General features: G+C 36.6%; 18 protein-coding genes. 17 read left to right on the forward strand and 1 reads right to left on the reverse strand.

Annotated features, from left to right (window positions below; translation table 11 throughout):
* The first annotated feature begins 592 nt into the window (after positions 1–592).
* The 11 genes from MHI00_RS04750 (at position 593) to tuf (ending at position 14,042) form a co-directional block, all read left to right on the forward strand.
* Entirely contained in the window at positions 593–1,747 is a 1,155-nt protein-coding gene (locus tag MHI00_RS04750) for a M23 family metallopeptidase (protein ID WP_317914453.1), read from the forward strand.
* A 320-nt stretch (positions 1,748–2,067) separates the two neighbouring features.
* Entirely contained in the window at positions 2,068–3,423 is a 1,356-nt protein-coding gene (gene rpoN, locus MHI00_RS04755; RefSeq protein WP_056999296.1) for an RNA polymerase factor sigma-54, read from the forward strand.
* A gap of 402 nt (positions 3,424–3,825) precedes the next feature.
* Positions 3,826–4,863, forward strand: coding sequence for a sugar-binding transcriptional regulator (locus MHI00_RS04760; protein WP_010051621.1), 1,038 nt, complete (start codon positions 3,826–3,828; stop codon positions 4,861–4,863).
* Between the two features lie 41 nt (positions 4,864–4,904).
* Entirely contained in the window at positions 4,905–5,912 is a 1,008-nt protein-coding gene (gene gap / locus MHI00_RS04765) for a type I glyceraldehyde-3-phosphate dehydrogenase (RefSeq protein WP_010051622.1), read from the forward strand.
* 130 nt (positions 5,913–6,042) lie between these two features.
* Positions 6,043–7,227: a phosphoglycerate kinase gene (locus tag MHI00_RS04770; RefSeq protein ID WP_010051623.1), complete on the forward strand. Its 1,185-nt coding sequence runs from the start codon at positions 6,043–6,045 to the stop codon at positions 7,225–7,227.
* A 27-nt stretch (positions 7,228–7,254) separates the two neighbouring features.
* Positions 7,255–8,010, forward strand: a complete 756-nt coding sequence (gene tpiA / locus MHI00_RS04775) for a triose-phosphate isomerase (RefSeq protein ID WP_010051625.1) — start codon at positions 7,255–7,257, stop codon at positions 8,008–8,010.
* On the forward strand, positions 8,011–9,540 hold the full coding sequence (gene gpmI, locus MHI00_RS04780; protein WP_056999295.1) for a 2,3-bisphosphoglycerate-independent phosphoglycerate mutase: 1,530 nt from the start codon (positions 8,011–8,013) through the stop codon (positions 9,538–9,540).
* A gap of 124 nt (positions 9,541–9,664) precedes the next feature.
* Positions 9,665–10,969: a phosphopyruvate hydratase gene (eno, locus tag MHI00_RS04785; RefSeq protein ID WP_010051629.1), complete on the forward strand. Its 1,305-nt coding sequence runs from the start codon at positions 9,665–9,667 to the stop codon at positions 10,967–10,969.
* A gap of 205 nt (positions 10,970–11,174) precedes the next feature.
* The gene (locus MHI00_RS04790) at positions 11,175–12,005 is read left to right on the forward strand and encodes a MerR family transcriptional regulator (protein ID WP_317942716.1); all 831 of its coding nucleotides are present in this window, start codon (positions 11,175–11,177) and stop codon (positions 12,003–12,005) included.
* Between the two features lie 3 nt (positions 12,006–12,008).
* On the forward strand, positions 12,009–12,632 hold the full coding sequence (locus tag MHI00_RS04795) for a GyrI-like domain-containing protein (RefSeq protein ID WP_056999284.1): 624 nt from the start codon (positions 12,009–12,011) through the stop codon (positions 12,630–12,632).
* A 222-nt stretch (positions 12,633–12,854) separates the two neighbouring features.
* Positions 12,855–14,042 (forward strand): elongation factor Tu, encoded by a 1,188-nt coding sequence (gene tuf, locus MHI00_RS04800; RefSeq protein WP_010051635.1) that lies wholly within the window; start codon positions 12,855–12,857, stop codon positions 14,040–14,042.
* 54 nt (positions 14,043–14,096) lie between these two features.
* On the opposite strand, the gene gloA is transcribed toward tuf, so the two are convergent.
* Complete coding sequence (gene gloA / locus MHI00_RS04805) at positions 14,097–14,477, reverse strand: lactoylglutathione lyase (RefSeq protein WP_057001730.1); 381 nt, start codon at positions 14,475–14,477, stop codon at positions 14,097–14,099.
* 259 nt (positions 14,478–14,736) lie between these two features.
* Between gloA and purC the strand changes: the two genes are divergently transcribed.
* The 6 genes from purC to purM are packed head-to-tail and all read left to right on the forward strand — an operon-like array spanning position 14,737 to position 21,114.
* Positions 14,737–15,450: a phosphoribosylaminoimidazolesuccinocarboxamide synthase gene (gene purC / locus MHI00_RS04810; protein ID WP_341111599.1), complete on the forward strand. Its 714-nt coding sequence runs from the start codon at positions 14,737–14,739 to the stop codon at positions 15,448–15,450.
* 15 nt (positions 15,451–15,465) lie between these two features.
* The gene (gene purS, locus MHI00_RS04815; protein ID WP_010051638.1) at positions 15,466–15,714 is read left to right on the forward strand and encodes a phosphoribosylformylglycinamidine synthase subunit PurS; all 249 of its coding nucleotides are present in this window, start codon (positions 15,466–15,468) and stop codon (positions 15,712–15,714) included.
* Positions 15,715–16,395, forward strand: a complete 681-nt coding sequence (gene purQ, locus MHI00_RS04820; RefSeq protein ID WP_057001729.1) for a phosphoribosylformylglycinamidine synthase subunit PurQ — start codon at positions 15,715–15,717, stop codon at positions 16,393–16,395.
* Positions 16,392–18,623 (forward strand): phosphoribosylformylglycinamidine synthase subunit PurL, encoded by a 2,232-nt coding sequence (purL, locus tag MHI00_RS04825; protein WP_341111603.1) that lies wholly within the window; start codon positions 16,392–16,394, stop codon positions 18,621–18,623. The genes purQ and purL overlap by 4 nt, the downstream gene beginning before the upstream one ends.
* Positions 18,599–20,044 (forward strand): amidophosphoribosyltransferase, encoded by a 1,446-nt coding sequence (purF, locus tag MHI00_RS04830; RefSeq protein WP_010051642.1) that lies wholly within the window; start codon positions 18,599–18,601, stop codon positions 20,042–20,044. The genes purL and purF overlap by 25 nt, the downstream gene beginning before the upstream one ends.
* Positions 20,045–20,070: 26 nt before the next feature.
* Complete coding sequence (gene purM / locus MHI00_RS04835; RefSeq protein WP_201731173.1) at positions 20,071–21,114, forward strand: phosphoribosylformylglycinamidine cyclo-ligase; 1,044 nt, start codon at positions 20,071–20,073, stop codon at positions 21,112–21,114.
* The last annotated feature ends 2 nt before the right edge of the window (positions 21,115–21,116 follow it).

The following is a 21,116-nucleotide window of genomic DNA, read 5'->3' on the forward strand; positions in this document are numbered from 1 at the left end:
TACGAACTTATGTTCGGTATGTAAAGCGAACAGTTTGTGACAGTTTCTTTTGCATAGACTCATGACTTTGCACTGTTTTTGCATTGTTCAAACGTAACTAGAGTAAAAGCATGCTATATAAGGGTTTTTCTACGGAGGAAGCACGTCCTCAGGAGACATAAATATAAGACTGTAAGAAACCGTTTAAACCTTTTATATATAAGGTTTAAACGGTTTTTTATTTGAGTTAATAATAAATTAATAGAAAATAAACGTATATGTTTACATTATTCGATATGCCTTAGGAAATTGGCAATATTAAAGATGTAAAGAATTTGTTAATAAATGAGAAGCTTGTTGTTTGGGACAGTTGGTAAAATGTACTTATCACTTAATTAATAGGTGAGGATTGGTAATGAAGGCATATGTTTGTCATGGACGCATGGCATTAGAAACTACAGTGAGCAAAATAAAGAATATGGTTGTTAAATAACTTTAAAAGTTAGATGAATTACAAATGAATAAGAATTGTACTATTTGTTAATTAAGTATCGTCAATATAGTTTAAGCATGAAATCTTAAAAATACAAAATATGAAAGAAGGTTATTATTTATGGTAGTTAATTATGCTTGGCCAGTGGTTAAAGGAACACCAATCTCGTCGGGGTATGGTCCTCGTTGGGGTACGATGCATAACGGTATTGATTTTGCGGGGAATTCAGGAGCACCTATCTATGCTTCAAAAGATGGAGAGGTAGTTGGATCTATGCCAACCAGTCAATCTGGGGGATTTGGAGAATACATCGTAATTAAACATAACGATGGACACTTAACAGGGTATGCTCACATGTCTCAGCGTATGAAAAATGTTGGAGATAAAGTTGTGCAAGGTCAACAAATTGGAACAATTGGAAGCACTGGAGATAGTACTGGTCCACACTTACATTTCAGTATTCAAACAGGATTGTGGGGACCTTATAAAGATCCAGCTCTATTTTTAAATGAGGAAGTTACTAAACCTCTTGATCCAAAAAGAAATTTTGGTGTTCAAATCACTTACTTTAAAGAAAATGAAGTATTGGATCGATTGAAAGAATTTCGTCAAGCTTTTCCAAGTTATAGTAGTTGTTTACAAGATGTGGGTGGTGGAAGATATGCAATTGTTATTCAGCCCTTTAGTTATTTGGAAGTAAACGGAAAGAAAATGGAAATTCAAGGCAAGTTTCCACACTGGGCTATGAAAGTTGCAGAATTAGTTGAATTCACGGGATATAAAGGTTTGCTAGTAGCACCATTTTCTGGAAAAGAGGTAGGCGAAAAATATCTGGATTTATTTAAACGTTATGGGTTTAGTATGAGTATTGTTCCGAGTCCGTATGGTGATGCAGGACGAATTGACTATACAAATGATTTAGCTAAAAAAGCGGTTGTCATCAGTCCTTTTAATACAAAAGAAGCTCTAGAAAAATTAATAGAGTTCAGAAAAGCCTTTCCTAGCTATGCATCAGGCAGCTTTTTACAACAAGTTCCAACTAATGCAGCACAGTATAGTTTAGTGGTTCAACCATTTACAGTGCAAGAAGTGAACGCTAGATATGCTGAAATTAATCAACGCTTTCCTACTTGGATGAAAAATATTAACAATTTCCATAATGTTGGAGATCCTAAAGGAGTTTTAATTGCTCGATTTAAAACGGAGGAGATTGTAGAAAAATATCTTGAGGTTCAAAGAGGAACAGGATATGCTATGAAAATAGTTGACGCGTAATTTGGGGTCAGAATTGTTCTAAAATTAGAATGTATAAGTTTAAAATCAAGCACTATAGTATTAAATAGTAATAGTGAAACAATAAGAAATAGGTGAGTTCCTCATTCTCATTCTTAATCAGATTGAGAATGAGGAGGTCTTCTTTGATTTTTATATAAAACGTACGTATTTTTATTGTGATTAAATAGCTTAAATATTCGCTAAGTGCTAAAGCAGTTTAAAAATAGCTCTCAATAATTCAAGCTGTCTCCCAATTTATTTTAAAATTATGGTATGATAGCAGTAGATGAGGAAGCTTAGGTTAAGAAGGAGGAATTCCTGTGAATTTTGAACAAAAATTCAGCCAGCAACAAAAACAAGTTCAGAAAATGGCTATGACCCAACAACTGCAACAATCTATCCAAATGCTACAATATAATGCAGATGAGTTGATTAGTTTTTTAGAACAGAAAGCTTTAGAAAATCCGTTGATAGAAGTAACTGTTGAAAGAGATTTTGCTGAGGAAGCTGCACTTTATCCAATTCAAAAAACAAACTATCAAAATAGCTCTGGTCAAGATGAACAGAATTATTTAAATCAAGTTCCAGATACCAGCACATCCCTATTTGAATTCCTACTAGAACAAATTCATTTAACTATGCGTGATACATATTTACGCGAGCTCGTGCTACTTTTAACCGAAAATATTGATGATAACGGCTATCTGAAAATTGATTTAGTTGAAGTTGCCAAGTCAGTTGGGGCAGAAGAAATCCAGATGCTTGATGCTCTAACGTTGTTACAACAATTGGACCCACCAGGTGTAGGTGCGAGAAATCTACAAGAGTGTTTAATGCTCCAAATCGAAAGAGACGACCGTGCTCCGAATATGGCTTACGTTATTATGGAAGAAGAGTTTGAAAATTTTGCTAATCGCAAATGGAAAGAAATTACAAAAAATTTTGATGTTAGCTTAGCTGAGATTCAAGAAATATCAGATTATGTTCAGACGTTAACTCCTCGCCCTGGAGCAGTTTATGATGGCACAAGAGAACAGTACATTCGACCTGACTTAGTTGTGAGAATTGAGAATGAAAGTATTAAAGTCTTGTCAACAAAAACGGGTCTACCAGTTGTAAACTTCCAGAAAGAGTATTATCAAGAGATGTCTCAGTTTAAGGATAAAGATGTTACGCATTTTATGAAAGAGAAATATAATGAGTATGAATGGATTAAAAGGAGTATTATGCAACGTGGTGAAACGATTGTTAAGGTAGGAACAGCAATTGTTGAACGTCAAAAAGAATTTTTTATTAATCCAGAGCATCCAATCAAATCCCTAACTCTAAAAGAAATTTCAGAAAAATTAGGCATTCATGAATCGACGGTTAGTCGTTCTGTTAATGGCAAATACTTGGAAACTAGTTTTGGAATTTTTGAACTGAAAAGTTTCTTTACGAATTCATTAGGTAACCAAAATGATGGGACAGAGACTGAAGAAGATATTTCTGGAGATAGCGTTAGAAAGAAACTGCTTGTAATTATTGAAGAAGAGGATAAAGGAAAGCCTTTATCTGATCAAAAAATTGTTGAATTAATGAAAGCAGATGGAATCGATGTATCACGTCGCACGATTGCAAAGTACCGAGATATATTGGCGATTCCGTCATCATCTAAGAGAAAACGATTTGATTAGAGTTATAAAGTTGAAAGAGTGGGTCGTTTCGAGACCTACTCTTTTTATTTTATTTTAAAAGAAAAAGGTTGTTTCATGAAACGAAACAGCTGTTTCACACCTTAATCTTAATTTGAGTCATTTTTTTAAGTGAAGGATGACACATGCTAGTCACAAAATATAAAGAACAATCTTAAGTAAATATTTATAAACATTTTAGTTGAAAGATAAGGGGAAAACTGTTAAAATGAATTGGTAAGAGATGAGAGCAGTGGATAATTACTGTGTAGAAATAATAACAAGTAGATTGAAGAATCAGATAGATGTTGTTGTTTTAATAGAATCTCTTCTTTTTTTAGTCACTTAGGGTCGCTAAACGACTTACATGGTCGTTGTGTGACCAACGAAGGAAGAGGCAATCATATGCAGGATGTATTATCTATTATTGAAAAAGTAGCACCTGATATCATGGATACTTTGCGAGAGCGGTACCAAATTTTGCGGAATATTTATTTGCTGGGTCCAGTTGGAAGACGGGTTCTTGCTAGTAAAATGGATGTGACTGAGCGTGTTTTGCGCACGGAAACAGATTTTCTAAAAAAAAGAAATATTATTACAAGTTCAAAAGTCGGCATGGAGCTATCAGCTTCTGGTGAGGTCCTTTACCATGAATTAGATAAAGTCATGGGTCAGCTTTTGGGAATGCGCGAAAAAGAAAATCAGTTAGCAACTTACTTTCAAATCGAACATTGTATCATTGCAAGTGGTGACAGTGATGAGCAACAAAAAGTGATGGATGAATTGGGTCGAGCAACAATGGAGTCTTTAAACTACTTATTACCAGAAGGCGATAATATTATTGCGGTAATGGGTGGGACGACAATGGCCGAAGTTGCAGATCATATGACAACGATTCTATCGAATAAACGTCATCTTGTATTTGTACCAGCTAGAGGTGGACTTGGCGAAGCTGTTAGTATTCAAGCTAATTCGGTAAGTGCACAGATGGCAAAAAAAACCGGTGGAGAAAATCGTGTGCTTTACGTGCCTGAACAGGTGAGCGAAGAAACGTATAAACCTCTTTTACAAGAGCCGGCAGTGTATAATACACTGAAAATGGTCGACAAAGCGAATTGCGTGCTCCATAGTATTGGAGATGCGAGATTGATGGCAGAGCGTCGTGGCATGAGTTCAGATGTCCTAGCTCTAATTGAAAAAGAAGCCGCAGTTGGTGAAGCTTTTGGGTATTTCTTTAATGAAACTGGTAAAGTGGTTTATAAAATTCCACGAATTGGTTTACAGTTAAAAGATTTAGCCCGTGTTCCTTGTGTCCTGGCAATAGCTGGAGGGAAATCAAAAGCGAAAGCAATTGAAGCTTATATGAAAAACGCACCGAATCAGACTTGGTTAATTACCGATGAAGGTGCTGCTAATCAGATTTTAAAAGGGGTAACCCTTTAAAATAAATATATTTAAGAATTCCTAAAGGAGGAAATCTAGTTATGACAGTAAAAGTAGGTATTAATGGTTTTGGACGTATTGGTCGTCTTGCATTCCGTCGCATTCAAGAAGTAGAAGGTATTGAAGTAGTAGCAATCAATGATTTAACAGATTCAAAAATGTTGGCTCATTTATTAAAATATGATACTACACAAGGCCGTTTCAATGGTGATGTGGAAGTTCATGATGGTTTTTTCAATGTTAATGGTAAAGAAGTTAAAGTATTAGCTAACCGTAACCCAGAGGAATTACCATGGGGCGACTTAGGTGTTGAAATCGTATTAGAATGTACTGGTTTTTTCACTTCTAAAGAAGGCGCTGAAAAACATCTTAAAGGTGGCGCTAAACGTGTTGTAATTTCTGCTCCAGGTGGAAATGACGTTCCAACAATCGTTTACAATACTAACCATGATATCTTAACAGGTGAAGAAACAGTTATCTCTGGTGCTTCATGTACGACTAACTGTTTAGCTCCTATGGCTGACGTATTAAACAAAGAATTTGGTATCGCTGAAGGATTAATGACAACTATCCATGCTTATACAGGAGACCAAATGACTCTTGATGGTCCTCACCCTGGTGGAGATTTCCGTCGTGCTCGTGCTGCAGCTGAAAACATCGTTCCTAATACAACTGGAGCTGCTAAAGCAATTGGTTTAGTAATCCCTGAATTAAATGGTAAATTAGATGGAGCTGCTCAACGTGTTCCTGTAGCAACTGGTTCTTTAACAGAATTGGTAACTATCTTGGACAAAAAAGTAACAGTAGACGAAGTTAATGCAGCAATGAAAGCAGCAGCTAACGAATCTTACGGTTATACTGCAGATCCAATCGTTTCTTCTGATATTATCGGAATGACTTACGGTTCTCTATTCGACGAAACACAAACTAAAGTAATGTCAGTTGGCGATAACCAATTGGTTAAAACTGTTGCTTGGTATGACAATGAAATGTCATACACTGCACAATTAGTTCGTACTTTAGAGTATTTTGCAAAATTAGGTAAATAAGCTTAATTTTAACAGCTTAATTTCATGAGATTTGTGAAAAGCGGGGAGCCATCGCGCTTCCCGCTTTTTCTTTATGCTTTAGAAATTGTTAAAGCGATTTTTAACTTTTTACTATACAGGAGGTATACACATGGCTAAAAAAGTTGTAACAGATTTAGATTTAAAAGATAAAAAAGTTTTAGTACGTGCTGATTTTAATGTACCAATGAAAGATGGCGTGATTACTAATGACAACCGTATTGTCGCAGCATTGCCAACTATTGAATACATTTTAGAACAAAATGGTAAAGTAATTGTATTTTCTCATTTAGGTAAAGTTAAAACTGAAGAAGATAAGGCGGATAAAACGCTTCGTCCAGTTGCTGAACGTTTGAGCGAATTACTTGGTAAACCAGTTACTTTTGTACCTGAAACTCGTGGAGCTGAACTAGAAGCTGCTATCGCTGCAATGAAAGATGGCGAAGTGGTGATGTTTGAAAATACACGTTTTGAAGATATCGATGGTAAAAAAGAAAGTAAAAATGATCCAGAACTAGGTAAATACTGGGCTAGCTTAGGTGATGTATTTGTAAATGATGCATTTGGAACTGCTCACCGTGCGCATGCTTCAAACGTTGGAATTGCTTCTAACCTTGAATCTGCTGCTGGTTTCTTAATGGAAAAAGAAATTAAGTTCATTGGTGGTGTCGTTGATGCTCCAGAACGTCCATTAGTTGCTATCTTAGGTGGCGCTAAAGTATCAGATAAAATCGGCGTTATCGAAAACTTGTTAAAAGTTGCAGATAAAGTTCTTGTTGGTGGTGGAATGACTTATACATTCTATGCAGCACAAGGTCGTGAAATTGGGAAATCATTAGTTGAAACGGATAAAATTGATTTAGCTAAAAGTTTGTTAGATCAAGCAAATGGCAAATTAATTTTACCAGTTGACTCAGTTTGCGCAAAAGAATTTAGTAATGATGTACCAACTGAAACTCATGATGATGTTCCAGCTGATATGATGGGTCTTGATGTAGGTCCTAAAACAGTTGAATTATTCACTAAAGAGTTACAAGGTGCTAAAACAGTTATTTGGAATGGTCCAATGGGTGTATTTGAAATGAGCAACTTTGCCAATGGAACAATTGGTGTTTGTGAAGCAATAGCTAACTTAGAAGGTGCTACAACAATTATTGGTGGAGGAGATTCAGCAGCTGCAGCGATGCAATTAGGTTTTGCTGATAAATTCACTCATATTTCAACTGGTGGCGGAGCTTCTCTAGAATATCTAGAAGGTAAAGTGTTACCAGGTGTTGCAGCCATTTCTGAAAAATAAAACGAGTAAGAGAAGGAGTTTTAATAGATGCGTAAACCAATTATTGCAGGAAACTGGAAAATGAATAAAACAGCAGCTGAAGCATTAGCTTTTGCTGAAGCAGTTAAAACAAAAATTCCAGCTAACTCAGCTGTAGATTCAGTTATTGGATCTCCAACTTTATTTTTACAAGAATTAGTTCAAGCAGCGAAAGGTACTGACTTAAAAATTTCAGCACAAAACTGTTACTTTGAAGAATCAGGTGCTTTCACTGGTGAAACAAGCCCAGCTGCTTTAAATGATTTAGGTGTGGATTACGTTATTATTGGTCATTCTGAACGTCGTGAGTATTTCCACGAAACAGACGAAGATATTAACAAAAAAGCACATGCTATTTTCAAAAACGGTATGACACCAATTATTTGTTGTGGCGAAACGTTAGAACAACGTGAAGCTGGCGAAACAAATGCATGGGTAAGTGGTCAAATTGAAGGAGCTCTTAAAGGCTTAACTGCTGAACAAGTAGCAGTTTCAGTTATTGCTTACGAACCAATTTGGGCAATCGGAACAGGCAAATCATCAACTTCTGCAGATGCAAATGATACTTGTGGAGTTGTTCGTCAAACGGTTGAAAAACTTTATTCTAAGGAAGTAGCTGAAGCAGTTCGTATTCAATACGGCGGTTCTGTGAAACCAGAAAATATCGCTGAATACATGGCTCAATCTGATATTGATGGAGCTCTTGTAGGTGGCGCTAGTCTTGAAGTTGATTCTTTCTTAGCATTATTGGAGGCTGTCAAATAAATGAGTAAATCACCTGTTGCAATCATTATCCTTGATGGATTTGGATTGCGTAATGAAACTGTAGGAAACGCTGTTGCTTTAGCCAATAAGCCAAACTTTGATCGTTATTGGGAAACATATCCACATGGTCAATTGAAAGCTGCTGGTCTTGACGTGGGTCTTCCTGTTGGTCAAATGGGAAACTCAGAAGTTGGACACACAAATATTGGAGCAGGACGAATTGTTTATCAAAGTTTAACGCGTATTGACAAAGCGATTGAAGAAAAAGAATTTCAAGAAAATGAAGCTCTTAATAATGCTTTTACCCATACAAAAGAAAATAACTCTGATTTACACTTATTTGGTCTTTTATCTGATGGTGGGGTTCATAGCCACATCAATCATTTAATTGCTTTAGTTGAAACAGCAAAAGCGAAAGGTGTTAAAAACGTTTATATTCATGCTTTCTTAGATGGTCGTGATGTAGCACCTGATTCAGGACATAAATACGTTGAAGCATTAGAAAAAGCGTTAGCAGATCTTCACTTTGGTGAAATTGCAACGGTTTCTGGTCGTTTTTATGCAATGGATCGCGACAAACGTTGGGAACGTGTTGAAAAAGCATATAATGCCATTGCACACGGAACTGGCGCAAAATTTGACTCAGCTAAAGCTGCAGTTGAATCTAGCTATGCTGATGGAAAAATGGATGAATTTGTTCTTCCAACTGTAATCGAAAAAGATGGAAAACCTGTTGCAACAGTTAAAGATAATGATGCGATTATTTTCTTTAATTTCCGTCCAGATCGTGCCATTCAATTGTCAAATGCGTTTACGGATACTGAATGGGAACATTTTGACCGTGGAGCACGTGCTGAAAATGTTAAATTTGTGACAATGACACTTTACAATCCAAGTGTTGTTGCAGAAGTTGCATTTGCACCAATTGAAATGAAAAATGTGATTGGTGAAGTTCTTTCAAATGAAGGATTAAAACAATTACGTATTGCTGAAACAGAAAAATATCCTCATGTAACGTTCTTTATGAATGGTGGACGTAATGAAGAATTCCCAGGTGAAAGCCGTATTCTAATTAACTCACCAAAAGTAGAAACGTATGACTTAAAGCCTGAAATGAGTGCTTATGAAGTTACGGATGCTTTGGTAGCTGATATTGAAGCAGACAAACATGATGCGATTATTTTAAATTTTGCAAATCCTGATATGGTTGGTCATTCTGGAATGGTTGAACCAACAATCAAGGCGATTGAAGCTGTGGATGAAAATCTTGGTCGTGTAGTAGATGCATTAATTGCTAAAGGCGGTTATGCAATTATTTTTGCCGATCACGGAAATTCTGAAACAATGACGACCCCAGAAGGAAATCCTCATACAGCTCATACGACTGTACCGGTTCCTGTGATCGTTACTAAAAAAGGTGTTAGCTTACGCGAAGGCGGCCGTCTAGCGGATGTAGCACCAACAATGTTAGACTTATTAGGTGTTGAAAAACCAGTTGAAATGACTGGTGAAAGCTTAATTCAAAAATAATAGGTAAGAATGCCTTGGATTTGACGAAATTCATTGCATCTAGCAGTAAAATTGACTAAAATGAAGCTAAGGGACCTTGTTCCTTAGTAATAAAAATTTTCTAAACTCAAAGGAGAGAAATTAAATGCCATTTATTACAGATATTTTAGCACGCGAAGTTTTAGACTCACGTGGAAACCCAACAATCGAGGTAGAAGTTTACACAGAAAGCGGAGCATTTGGCCGCGGAATGGTTCCATCTGGAGCTTCAACTGGTGAACACGAAGCTGTTGAATTACGTGACGGAGACAAATCTCGTTACCTTGGTAAAGGAGTTCTTAAAGCAGTTGATAATGTAAATAACATTATCTCTGAAGCTATCTTAGGTTTCGATGTTCGTGACCAAATGGCGATCGATAAAACTATGATCGAATTAGATGGTACTCCTAACAAAGGTAAATTAGGCGCAAACGCGATTCTAGGTGTTTCAATTGCCGTAGCTCGTGCAGCAGCTGACTATTTAGATGTACCTTTATACCAATATTTAGGTGGATTTAATACTAAAGTTTTACCAACTCCAATGATGAACATTATCAATGGCGGATCTCACTCAGATGCTCCAATCGCATTCCAAGAGTTCATGATCGTACCAGTTGGTGCTCCATCATTTAAAGAAGCTTTACGTATGGGTGCAGAAGTATTCCATGCATTAAAATCAATCTTACACGACCGTGGTTTAGAAACTTCAGTTGGTGATGAAGGTGGTTTCGCACCTCGCTTTGAAGGAACTGAAGATGCTGTTGATACAATCGTTCAAGCAGTAGAAAAAGCTGGCTACAAAATCGGTGACGATGTTCGTCTTGGTTTTGACTGTGCTGCTTCAGAATTCTACGAAAATGGTGTTTACAACTATGCTAAATTCGAAGGCGAAGGCGGAGCAGTTCGCACTAGCGCTGAACAAGTAGCATTCTTAGAAGAATTAGTTAACAAGTACCCATTCATCATTACTATCGAAGATGGTATGGATGAAAATGATTGGGATGGTTGGAAACTATTAACAGAAGCTCTTGGCGATAAAGTTCAATTAGTTGGTGACGATCTATTCGTTACAAACACTGCTAAACTTTCTGAAGGTATTGAAAAAGGAATTGGTAACTCAATCCTTATCAAAGTTAACCAAATCGGTACTTTAACTGAAACATTTGAAGCAATCGAAATGGCTAAAGAAGCTGGCTACACTGCAGTAGTTTCTCACCGTTCTGGTGAAACAGAAGATGCAACAATTGCTGATATCTCTGTAGCTACAAATGCTGGACAAATCAAAACTGGTTCATTAAGCCGTACTGACCGTATTGCTAAATACAACCAATTATTAAGAATTGAAGACCAATTAGGTGACTTAGCTGTTTACCGTGGTTTAGGTTCTTTCTACAACTTAAAAAATAAATAATTTTCGATTTTCAGACTAAGTTGACTTAGTTTAAAATTTAAAAAACCTACCTTGATTGAAAAATTGAGGTAGGTTTTTTTATTCTTTACTTTAGGAGTAAAAAACTAAATAAAGAGAAATAAGTTGTGGACTCTATCACTGTGAGAGGCTTTATACTATAATTAAGTTAAAAATCAGGTAAATTATTTTTAATGGAGGAAATTTGATGTTTAAAATTGGAGATTTTTCAAGACTAGCAACAACTAGTATTCGAATGCTACGCTATTATGACAAAATAAAACTTTTAACTCCAGCGATAATTGATGAAGCTACGGGTTATCGTTATTATACGGCTGCACAGCTTAGTCAAATCAATAAAATAAAAAAGTTAAAAGAAATGGGTTTTAGTCTAGCAATTATTAAAGAGCTCGTAGCAATTGAACAAGATCCAAGACAAGTTGAAAATTATTTAAAAACTCGTGAAAAGGAATTACAGGTAGAACTAGATGAGCTAAACCAGCAGCAGAATTTATTAAAAAGCTCTTTAAAGCTCGTGAAAGAAGATGAGTTGGAAATGGACTACCATGTTAGTGTGAAGCTTATACCAGCTCGACAGGTCATCAGTGTGCGACGGATATTAACTAGTTATCATGAAGAAGGTCAATTATGGAAAATTGTTGGAAAAGCTTTAAATGAGTATCAACTCAAACCAGAAAATCCAAGTTATAGTTTAGCTATTTTCCGTGATGAGGAATATAAAGATGAGGATGTTGATGTAGAAATTCAAATGGCGATTTCAGAAACAGATCCGCTTAAAACAAACGTATTTGAAATTAAAAAATCACCCTCCATCAAGGTGGCGTCTGTGATGATGAATGGAAGCTATGATCAACTACCAGCAGTTAATGAAGCGGTAGCTAAATGGTTTGAAATTACAGGTGAAAAGTTAAAAGGTCCAATGTTTAATATTTACCACGTTTCGCCAGGGCAAGACGCTAATCCTGTTAACTGGGTAACGGAAGTTTGTTATCCATTAAATAAAAAAGAAGAGGTGTGAAAAATGAAATACGAGTGGCGGAAAAAAGATAAGTTCATTTATATCCCAAAAGCTGTTCCAACACAAATAACTTTACCCAGTTTTAACTATTTGACAATTGAAGGAAAAGGTAATCCTAATTCAGTTGAATTTCAAGAGGTAGTTGGAGCGTTATATGCTTATTCTTATGCAATTAGAATGTTACCTAAAAAAGGAATTATACCTGAGGGGTACTTTGAGTACACTGTTTTTCCATTAGAAGGTTTTTGGACGTCAGAGGAAAAACCTAAGCCAGGGGAAGCAGTAGATAAGGATACACTGATTTATCAATTAATGATTCGCCAACCCGATTTTGTATCTAAAGAATTAGTGGCTAGTTTGAACGAAGAAGTTGCTAAAAAAATTGGTGTAGAACTAGCAGAACAAGTTCAATTTCAGCAAATTGAAGAAGGGCAAGTCTTGCAAATGTTACATGTAGGGAGTTATGATACTGAGTCTATAACTTTTGCTGAGATGGAAGCCTATTGTGAGGAGAATAATCTAGAAAAGATTGGTAAATGGCATAAAGAAATTTATCTTTCTGATCCTCGAAAGGTAATTCCAGATAAACAAAAGACAACTTTACGTTTTCCAATTAGACCCATTTAAAATCCTGGGACTATCTTACTTAATAAGATGGTCTCAGGATTTTTATATCCTTTTAGTGTTAAAAATACAAGTAAATAAAACTACTTACAAAAAATAAGCGAAAGTTCTTGCTTTTTTCTTTAAAAGGGTGTATAACTATAGATAAGAGGTTGGTCAGTAATGGTCAAACTCGTAAATGGGCTAGCAATTGCTAACCAAATCAATCAAGGAGGTTTGTAAGTTATGTCAAAACAACATTATGAAAGAACAAAAGAACACGTTAATATTGGAACAATTGGGCACGTTGACCACGGGAAAACAACGTTAACCGCAGCAATTACTTCTGTTTTAGCTAAGAAAGGTCTTGCAAATCCCCAAGATTATGCGAGCATTGATGCAGCCCCTGAAGAGCGTGAAAGAGGAATTACAATTAACACGTCTCATGTAGAATATGAAACTGAAAAACGTCATTATGCGCATATTGATGCTCCTGGTCATGCGGATTATGTGAAGAATATGATTACAGGTGCAGCGCAAATGGATGGAGCAATTTTAGTTGTTTCCGCAACAGATGGTCCTATGCCACAAACACGTGAGCACATCTTACTTTCCCGCCAAGTAGGGGTAAATGATTTGATTGTCTTTATGAATAAAGTCGATTTAGTTGACGATGAAGAATTGCTTGATTTAGTTGAAATGGAAATTCGTGAGTTACTTTCTGAATATAATTATCCAGGAGATGACATCCCGGTAATTAGAGGTTCTGCTTTGAAAGCACTTGAAGGAGACGAAAAAGCTGAGGCAGCTATTTTAGAGTTGATGGATACGGTTGATAGCTATATTCCAACTCCTAAAAGAGAAATGGATAAACCTTTCTTAATGCCAATTGAAGATGTCTTTACGATTACTGGTCGTGGAACTGTAGCTAGTGGTAGAATTGATCGAGGTGTTGTGAAGGTTGGCGATGAAGTTGAATTAGTTGGTTTGTTCCCTGAAACGAAAAAAACAGTGGTAACGGGTATCGAAATGTTTAGAAAAATTTTGGATGTTGGTGAAGCTGGTGATAACGTTGGAATTCTATTACGTGGAATTGGTCGTGAGGATATTGAACGTGGGCAAGTTATTGCGAAACCAGGTAGTATTACGCCTCATACAAAATTCAAAGGTGAAGTCTATATTCTTTCTAAAGAAGAAGGTGGACGTCATACTCCTTTCTTTACTAATTATCGTCCACAATTTTATTTTAGAACCACTGATGTGACAGGGGTTATCGACTTGCCAAGTGGTACTGAAATGGTCATGCCCGGCGATAATGTCACCATTGATGTTGAATTGATTGCACCGATTGCTGTTGAAGTTGGAACAAAATTCTCCATTCGTGAAGGTGGTAGAACAGTTGGTGCCGGAGTGATAACTGAAATCGAAAAATAACAGAAAAAAGTCTGTTGAATCCTAAAATATAAGGATTCAGCAGACTTTTTTTGTTTAGTTTTGAATGACTTCAATTTTATATCCATCAGGATCTTGGATAAAGTAATAACTTGGCTCTGATCCAGGAAGGCCTTTTAAATCAGTTACTTCATAGTTAGCAGATTTATGAGCAGCGTGAGTTGCTTTTAAATCATCCACCCCAATAGCGATATGACCATAACCATTTCCAATTTCATAAGGTTCAGCTTGATCATAATTGTATGTTAATTCTAATTCATAACCGCCTTCTTCAAAGGCTAGGTAGACTAAAGTAAATTGATAATCCGGAAAATCTTTACGACGCACTTCTTTTAAGTTTAAAGCTTTAGTATAGAAGTCCATTGATTTTTCTAGATTTTGGACACGGACACAAGTGTGTAACATTTTTTTTGACATAAATAAAAACTCCTTTCGAATCTTACTTTACTATTGTACTAGACAATAACGGGAATATCAAAAAAAATGCCGAATGTTTAGAAATTCCAAATCAAAAAAACACGAACGATTAAACTTTTAAAGTTTTTATAATTCGTTAAAACTGTTGACACTTACTTATTAGATTGTTAAAATAAGAATATGTTAAAAGTGAACAATTAACGTTTTTTGGTTTTTAATGTTCATTTTTTATAGTGTGAGAAAGAGAGGGATTAGTCAGTTGGAGAAAAAAGCTCTTATATACGAAGGAAAAGCAAAAATGTTATTTGAAACGGATCATGAGAAACAGATTTGGGTTAGTTATTTAAATCAAGCGACTGCACTAAATGGGGCTAAAAAAGATCAGATTAGTGGGAAAGGTCAACTAAATAATCAAATTACAAGTATCATTTTTGAAAAGTTGAAGAAAAAGGGCATTGAGAGTCATTTCATTCAGCAACTTTCAGCAACAGATCAGTTGATTGAGCGCGTGACCATGTTTCCTTTAGAAATTGTGATTCGAAATGTAGCAGCAGGAAGTTTTTCTAAGCGTTTAGGTATTGTTGAAGGTACTCCACTAGCTTTCCCAATTTTGGAAATTTATTTTAAAGAAGATAAGCTAGATGATCCGTTGATTAATGACGACCATGTAGCTGTTTTAGGTTTGGCTAAAAAAGACCAGTTAGTTGTGATTAAAGAAAAAGCACATCAGATTAATCTTGAATTACTTGATTTATTTCAAGAAATTGGGATTCGTTTAGTTGATTTTAAGCTTGAGTTTGGTCAACGAGATGACGGAACAATTTTGTTAGCAGATGAGATTTCACCAGATACCTGTCGGTTATGGGACAAGGAAACAAATGAACATTTAGATAAGGATATTTATCGTCGAGATTTAGGGGATTTGGTTCCCGTTTATGAGGAAGTTTTACAACGGTTAAAAAATAAAAAATAGAGGGGTTTAGGAATCATGTATTTGGTTAAAGTTTACGTAATGTATAAGCAATCTGTTTTAGATCCACAAGGTGAGGCTGTTAAAGGGGCAGTTCACAGACTTGGGTATAGTGAAATTGAAGATATTCGAATTGGAAAATATTTTGAAATTAAAGTGGCTAAATCCGAAACTAAAATTGAAACAACGATTGAAGAAATTTGTGATAAATTGTTAGCCAATGTTGTGATGGAAAGTTATCATTATGAAATTCAGGAGGTCAGCTAAATGAAGTTTGCTGTCATTGTTTTTCCAGGATCAAATTGTGACATGGATATGCTGTCTGCTGTGACAGATATTCTTGGTGAAAAAGCAGAATATGTTCAGCATTATGAAACAAGCTTAGCTGGTTTTGATGGTGTGCTATTACCAGGTGGATTTTCTTATGGCGACTATTTACGCTGTGGTGCAATTGCTCGATTTTCAGCGATTATGAGTGAAGTTATCCGTTTTGCAAATGAAGGGAAACCTGTCTTTGGAACGTGTAATGGATTTCAAATTTTGTTAGAGGCAGGCTTATTACCGGGTGCGTTACGACGCAATGAATCGTTACATTTTGTCTGCAAAACAGTTGGGTTGAAAGTTGTGACGAATAAAACCAATTTTACATCGGAATATGCAAAAGACGAAGTTATCCAAATTCCAATTGCTCATGGAGAAGGGAATTATTATTGTGATGCGGAGACACTAGAAGGGCTAAAAGCGAACAATCAAATTATTTTTACTTACGAATCAGAAAATCCAAATGGTAGTTTAGCAAATATTGCTGGAATTACTAATCAGGCTGGAAATGTTTTAGGAATGATGCCACATCCTGAACGAGCGGTTGAGGAACTATTGGGTTCTAATGATGGATTACGTTTTTTTAAATCAATTGTAGCAAATTACGGAAAGGTGACAAATACATGATAATGGTACATGAACCAACCCCAGAAGAAATTAAAAATGAGCGCATTTATCTTGAATGGGGTCTAACCGATGAGGAATATCAACTGATCTCCGTTGATATTTTAAAACGTTTGCCTAATTATACAGAAACCGGCTTGTTTTCAGTTATGTGGAGTGAGCATTGTTCTTATAAAAATTCGAAGCCTGTGTTAAGAAAATTCCCGACAAGTGGTCCACAAGTGCTACAAGGTCCAGGAGAAGGTGCTGGTATTGTTGATATCGGTGACGGGCAAGCAGTTGTTTTTAAAGCAGAGAGCCATAACCATCCTTCCGCAGTTGAACCTTATGAAGGGGCAGCAACTGGAGTTGGAGGCATTATTCGTGACATTTTCAGTATGGGAGCTCGACCGATTGCGATTTTGGATTCGCTTCGTTTTGGTGAATTAGACAATGAAAGAACCAAGTATTTAGTCGAAGAAGTTGTTGCTGGGATTGCGGGTTATGGGAATTGTATTGGGATTCCGACAGTTGGTGGAGAAATTGCTTTTGATTCTTGTTACGCTGGAAATCCATTAGTAAACGCTATGTGTGTAGGTTTAATTGATCATAAAGATATTCAAAAAGGTCAAGCTAAAGGAACTGGGAATTCCATTATGTATGTGGGAGCAAAAACAGGGCGTGATGGAATTCATGGCGCAACATTTGCTTCTGAGGAATTTAACGATGAGGAAGAAGCACAACGTTCAGCTGTACAAGTTGGCGATCCATTTATGGAAAAACTCTTACTAGAAGCTTGTTTAGAATTAATTTATGATTATCAAGATATATTAGTCGGTATCCAAGATATGGGAGCAGCTGGTTTAGTTTCTTCAAGTTCAGAAATGGCTTCTAAAGCTGGAAGTGGTTTAGTTCTGAATTTAGATGATGTTCCACAACGGGAAACAGAAATGACTCCTTATGAAATGATGCTTTCGGAATCGCAAGAGCGCATGTTGATTTGTGTGAAAAAAGGTTCTGAAAAAAGAGTCGAGGAACTTTTTCAACGCTATGAACTTGAGGCAGTAACTATTGGACATGTAACAGATGATGGCATGTATCGTTTATATCATGAAGGGGATTTAGTTGCTGATTTACCTGTTGATGCTTTGGCAGAAGATGCACCAACCTATTATAAAAAGTATGAGGAGCCGGCAAGAATCCAAGCATTTAGTGCTTTAGAAGAGTATCAACCAAAGGCTACTAATCCAGCTGAGACATTAAAAAAACTTTTACAACAACCGACAATTGCTTCTAAACGTTCTATTTTTGAAAAGTATGATTCAATGGTGCGTACGAATACTGTTGTTGGACCAGGTAGTGATGCCGCTGTAGTGCGCATTAGAGGAACTAAAAAAGCTTTAGCTTTAACGACAGATTGTAATGCACGGTACCTCTATTTAAATCCTGAAAAAGGCGGACAAATTGCAGTTGCGGAAGCAGCTCGAAATATTGTTTGTAGTGGTGGTAAACCATTAGCGATAACGGATTGTTTGAATTATGGGAATCCAGATAAGCCAGAAATTTTTTGGGAACTATGGACCTCAGCTGATGGTATTGCAAAAGCCTGTGAAGTCCTGGATACTCCGGTTATCTCCGGTAATGTTTCTTTGTACAATGAATTTAATGGCCAAGCCATTTACCCTACTCCGATGATTGGTATGGTTGGTTTAATTGAAGATTTAGCACATGTTACAACACAAGAATTTAAGCAAGCAGGGGATCATATTTTTGTAGTGGGAACAACAAAAGCTGATTTTAATGGTTCTGAATTACAAAAAATGGAGCTAGGTCGCATAGAAGGTAAATTAATGGATTTTGATTTAGTAGTTGAAAAGGCGCATCAAGATAAAGTTTTAGCAGCAATCAAAGCTGGTTTAGTTACTAGTGCTCATGATTTAGCTGAAGGTGGTTTGGCTGTAGCTTTAGCAGAATCCGCTTTTGGAAATGACTTAGGTATCGAAGTGGCAGTTGATATGCCATTAAACTGGTTATTTAGCGAGACACAATCTCGTTATGTAATTTCAGTCAAAACTGAAAAAACATCTGCATTTAAACAACTTTTTGATGATGCTGCAACAGAAATTGGAAAAGTAACAAATGACGGAAAGTTTAATTTGACTGCGAAAGATGGAAATTTACAATTAGAAACGAAGCAACTAAGAGAATTATGGGAGGATGCGATTCCGTGCTTACTGAAGTCAGAAGTTTAAATGAAGAATGTGGCGTTTTTGGTGTTTGGGGACATCACGATGCAGCTAGATTGAGTTATTTTGGTCTTCATAGTTTGCAACATCGGGGACAAGAAGGAGCCGGCATCGTTGCCAATCAAGCTGGAAAATTAAAAGGCCATCGAAATGTTGGATTAATTGCAGAGGTTTTTAAGGATGAGGCTGATTTGCAACGTCTAGAAGGGCATGCTGCGATTGGACATGTTCGTTATGGAACAGCCGGAAGCGATGGAATCAATAATATTCAACCCTTTCTCTTTAAATTTTATGATGAAGAGATGGCTTTAGCGCATAATGGCAATTTAATTAATGCTAAAAGTTTACGTTTTGAATTGGAACGTGAAGGAGCTATTTTTCATTCTAATTCAGATACAGAAGTGTTAATGCATTTGATTAGACGAAGTAAAGAAGCCACTTTTTTAGATAAGTTGAAAGAAAGTTTAAACACTGTAAAAGGCGGATTTGCCTATTTAATTTTAACACCAGAAGCACTAATTGGAGCTTTAGATCCCAATGGTTTTAGACCGTTATCGATTGGCCAAATGCAAAATGGAGCCTATATTTTAGCCAGTGAAACCTGTGCAATTGATGTAGTTGGAGCGAAGTTTGTTCGTCAGGTAATGCCTGGTGAAATTGTCATTATTGATGACTCGGGGTATCGAATTGAAACATATACAGATGAAACGACTATGTCGATTTGTTCGATGGAATATATTTATTTTGCGAGACCGGATTCAGATATTGCTGGGGTAAATGTTCATACAGCTCGTAAAAATATGGGACGTCGCCTAGCTGAGGAAGCGCCAATTGAGGCGGATATTGTGATTGGCGTGCCAAATTCATCTTTGTCAGCAGCCAGTGGTTATGCAGAAATGAGTGGTATTCCTTATGAAATGGGCTTAGTTAAAAATCAATATATTGCTCGTACGTTTATTCAACCGACGCAAGAATTGAGAGAGCAAGGTGTCAGAATGAAGCTTTCCGCAGTTCGTGGTGTTGTTGCAGGCAAAAAAGTTGTGATGGTGGATGACTCAATTGTTCGTGGGACAACGAGTCGCCGAATTGTAAAATTATTAAAAGAAGCTGGTGCTGCTGAAGTTCATGTAAGAATTGCTTCGCCACCGCTGCGTTATCCGTGTTTCTATGGGATTGATATTCAAACAAGACAAGAGTTGATTGCAGCCAATCATTCGGTTTCTGAAATTGAAACACTGATTGGGGCAGATAGTTTAGCCTATTTGAGCCAGGATGGACTAATTGACTCGATTGGTTTAAATTATGATGCTCCCTATACTGGATTATGTATGGCGTATTTCAATGGTGATTTTCCAACGTCTTTATATGATTATGAAGCTGAATATTTAGCTTCTTTAGAAGAGGAACCAGCAATAACTAAAATCTAAAAGAACAGGTGGAGGGATTCCTAAAAATGACAAATGCATATGCAAAAGCAGGTGTAGATGTAGCAGCAGGATATGAAACTGTTGAACGAATTAAAAAGCACGTGAAACGAACAGAACGTCTGGGTGTAATGGGTGCTCTGGGTGGTTTTGGAGGTTGCTTTGATTTATCTATTACAGGTGTAAAAGAACCAGTTTTGGTTTCTGGAACAGATGGTGTCGGAACAAAATTGATGATTGCTATTGCTATGGATCAACATCAGACGATTGGAATCGATTGTGTGGCAATGTGCGTCAACGATATTATCGCGCAAGGAGCAGAACCACTTTATTTTTTAGATTATATTGCAACAGGAAAAAATAAGCCAGCTAGATTGGAGCAAGTTGTCGCTGGTGTCGCTGAGGGATGTATTGAAGCAGGAGCCGCTTTAATTGGTGGAGAAACAGCTGAGATGCCAGGAATGTATGAGGAAGATGACTATGATTTAGCTGGTTTTGCGGTAGGGGTCGTGGAGAAAAAGAATTTATTAAATTCAAATGATATTCAAGCAGGAGATTGTTTGATTGGATTGGCTTCAAGTGGTATTCATTCCAATGGATACTCATTAGTTCGAAAAATATTCTTCCAACAAAACAACTTCACTTATGACAGTCAGCTCGCTGAAATTTCTGGTAAATCCTTAGGTTCAGAGCTTTTAACTCCAACTAAAATTTATGTAAAACCCTTGTTAAAAGCACTTCAAGCTGATTTAGTCCATGGCATTTCGCATATTACTGGTGGCGGATTTGTCGAGAATATTCCGCGGATGTTGCCAGAGCATTTAGCTGCTGAAATCCAGTTAGGTACTTGGGAAGTGTTGCCAATATTTAAAGCTTTAGAAAAATATGGGCAAGTTCCAACTACTGAAATGTATGAAATATTTAATATGGGAATTGGAATGGTTGTAGCTGTTTCGTCAGAAAATGTAGATGAAGCGTTGGCTTTATTTCATGAAGCTGGAGAAGGAGCATCTGTGATTGGGAAGGTTACGGAAAAACAAGAAGAGTCTATCATTTTTAAAGCTGAGGTGTAGGA

The sequence above is a fragment of the Carnobacterium sp. FSL E2-0243 genome, from assembly GCF_038003605.1.
Lineage (GTDB): Bacteria > Bacillota > Bacilli > Lactobacillales > Carnobacteriaceae > Carnobacterium > Carnobacterium maltaromaticum.